Annotated in this window: 2 protein-coding genes; one reads left to right on the top strand and one right to left on the bottom strand. The window is 66.5% G+C overall.

Translation table 11 applies throughout. The features are described 5' to 3' along the window. The first annotated feature begins 70 nt into the window (after window positions 1-70). Window positions 71-2,290 carry an acyl-CoA dehydrogenase gene (locus WAN71_RS16800; RefSeq protein WP_422226420.1) on the top strand — a complete coding sequence of 740 codons (2,220 nt, stop codon included), beginning with the start codon at window positions 71-73 and terminating at the stop codon, window positions 2,288-2,290. A gap of 126 nt (window positions 2,291-2,416) precedes the next feature. Here WAN71_RS16800 and WAN71_RS16795 read toward each other — a convergent pair whose 3' ends face one another. Next, window positions 2,417-2,704, bottom strand: a complete 288-nt coding sequence (locus WAN71_RS16795; protein ID WP_422226419.1) for a hypothetical protein — start codon at window positions 2,702-2,704, stop codon at window positions 2,417-2,419. Window positions 2,705-2,832 lie beyond the last annotated feature (128 nt).

Raw genomic sequence — 2,832 nt, 5'->3', positions numbered from 1 at the left:
GCTAGCCCATGTCGTCAACCAACCGACCGGTTATTAGATTGGCGGAAGAAGACCCGACGGAAGGCGACCAATGCCGATCGCAATAACTCCTGAGCATCAAGACCTGGCCGATTCGGTGCGATCCCTGGTGGCGCGGGTAGCGCCGTCGGAGGTTTTGCACGCCGCGCTGGAAACACCGATCGACAACCCACCGACGTACTGGCAGGCCGCGGCCGAACAAGGCCTGCATGGCGTGCATTTGGCCGAATCGGTTGGCGGCCAGGGTTTCGGCATCCTCGAGCTTGCCGTGGTGCTCGCCGAGTTCGGCCACGGGGCGGTGCCCGGCCCGTTCGTGCCGTCGGCGATCGCCAGTGCGCTGATCTCAGCGCACGACCCGGACGCCAAAGTGCTCAACGACCTGGCTTCCGGGGCGGCGATCGCCGCTTACGCCCTGGATTCCGGGCTGACCGCCACGCGGCACGGCCCAAAAGACGAGGCGTTGGTGATCCGCGGCGAACTCCGAGGGGTGCCTGCGGCCGGCGAGGCGTCGGTGCTGGTGTTGCCGGTGGCGATCGACAGCGGTGAAGAGTGGGTGGTGCTACGCGCCGATCAACTCGAGATCGAGCCGGTGAAGAGCGTCGACCCGCTGCGGCCGATCGCGCATGTGCGGGCCAACGCCGTCGAGGTCGGCGACGATGCGGTGCTGAGCAATCTCAGCGTGGTCACCGCGCATGCGCTGATTTCCACGCTGCTGTCGGCCGAGGCCGTCGGCGTCGCGCGGTGGGCCACCGATACCGCCGCGGAATACGCGAAGATCCGTGAGCAGTTCGGCAGGCCGATCGGTCAGTTCCAAGCCGTCAAGCACAAGTGCGCCGAGATGATCGCCGACACCGAACGGGCCACCGCCGCCGTGTGGGACGCGGCCCGCGCCGTCGACGAGGCCAGCGAAAACGGCTGGGAGCCCGAGGGTACCGGGGCTAGTTCAGCGGTCGAGTTCGCCGCGGCGGTGGCGGCGACGTTGGCGCCGGCGGCCGCGCAGCGCTGCACGCAGGATTGCATCCAGGTCCACGGCGGTATCGGCTACACCTGGGAACACGACACGAACGTTTACTACCGCCGCGCGCTGATGCTGGCCGCCAGCTTCGGCCGCAAGTCGGAGTATCCGCAGCGGGTGGTCGACACCGCGACCGGCACCGGGATGCGCGAGATCAACATCGACCTGGACCCCGATACCGAGAAACTGCGGGCGGATATTCGCGCCGAGGTCGCCGCGCTCAAGGAGATGCCCCGCGAAGACCGCACCACCGCCATCGCCGAGGGCGGGTGGGTACTGCCGTATCTGCCCAAGCCCTGGGGGCGGGCGGCCAATCCCGTCGAGCAGATCATCATCGCCCAGGAGTTCAGCACCGGGCGGGTGCGGCGGCCGACGGTCGGCATCGCGGCGTGGATCGTGCCGTCGATCGTGGCCTTCGGCACCGACGAGCAGAAACAACGTTTCCTGCCGCCGACGTTCCGCGGCGAGATGATCTGGTGCCAGCTGTTCTCCGAGCCGGGTGCCGGATCCGACCTGGCCGGGCTGAGCACCAAGGCGACCAAGGTCGACGGCGGCTGGCGTATCAGCGGGCAGAAGATCTGGACCACCGCGGCGCAGTTCTCGCAGTGGGGCGCGCTGCTGGCCAGGACGGACCCGAGCGCGCCTAAACATCAAGGCATTAGTTACTTCCTGCTGGATATGAGCAGCGAGGGCGTGGAAGTGAAGCCGCTGCGTGAGCTCACCGGCGGCGCGATGTTCAACACCGTGTTCATCGACGACGTGTTCGTGCCCGACGAGTTGGTGCTCGGCGAGGTCAACCGGGGCTGGGAGGTCAGCCGGAACACGCTTACCGCCGAACGGGTGTCGATCGGCAGCAGCGAGGCACCGTTCTTGGCTAACCTCGAGCAGTTCGTCGAATTCATTCGCGACGGGCAGTTCGACCAGATCGCCCAAAACCGCGCCGGACAGCTGATCGCCGAGGGCCACGCCGCCAAGGTGCTCAACATGCGCTCCACGTTGTTGACGCTGGCCGGCGGCGACGCGATGCCGTCGGCGGCCATCTCCAAGCTGTTGTCGATGCGCACCGGGCAGGGCTACGCGGAGTTCGGGGTGGCCTCGTTCGGCGCCGACGCCGCGATCGGCGACCCGGACACACCGGCCGGCAAGTGGGATGAGTACCTGCTGGCCAGCCGCGCCACCACCATCTACGGCGGCACCTCGGAGGTACAGCTCAACATCATCGCCGAGCGTCTGCTGGGGCTGCCGCGCGACCCGTAGGCCCGCACAAAAAAATCCACGCCGACCTGACGGTGTAATCAGATCGGCGTGGATTGGCTTAGGGGGCCGACTAGCCTCGTCAGTCGACGGGCGAGGCTAGCCGGTGCTCCCCCCTGGCGGATCGGCTCACCACCACCAACCGCGGAAGTCGTCGCGGTCATGACGCCCGAAGTGGTCGTCGCGGTCGTGCTTGCCGTGGCGGTCGTCGCGGTCTTTCTTGCCGTGGTGGTCGTCGCGGTCTTTCTTGCCGTGGTGGTCGTCGCGGTCCTGGTGATGCAAGAACACCGGCACCGGGGCGGGCATTGGGGCAGCGTTAGCCGCGGGGAGGGCACCGAACACCATCGCGCCGGCCACCGCGCTTGCGCCAACCGCACCAACTGCCAGGCTACGGGCCGAGGAAAGTGAGATCGACATTTCGTTTGCTCCTTGTGTCATCTGGGGGACTGACACCAAAGACGCTAAGACATAATGCTTAGCAAATGATAAATTGGCCCATTATTAATGCTGAGAATGTCGATTCTGCCTTCCAGCAGCTATTGCAG

Origin of the sequence: Mycobacterium sp., assembly GCF_049280035.1 — a bacterium.
In the GTDB taxonomy this organism is placed as follows: Bacteria; Actinomycetota; Actinomycetes; order Mycobacteriales; family Mycobacteriaceae; genus Mycobacterium.
The sequence above is the reverse complement of the archived record's forward strand: the minus strand, read 5'-3'. Positions and strand labels throughout refer to the sequence as shown.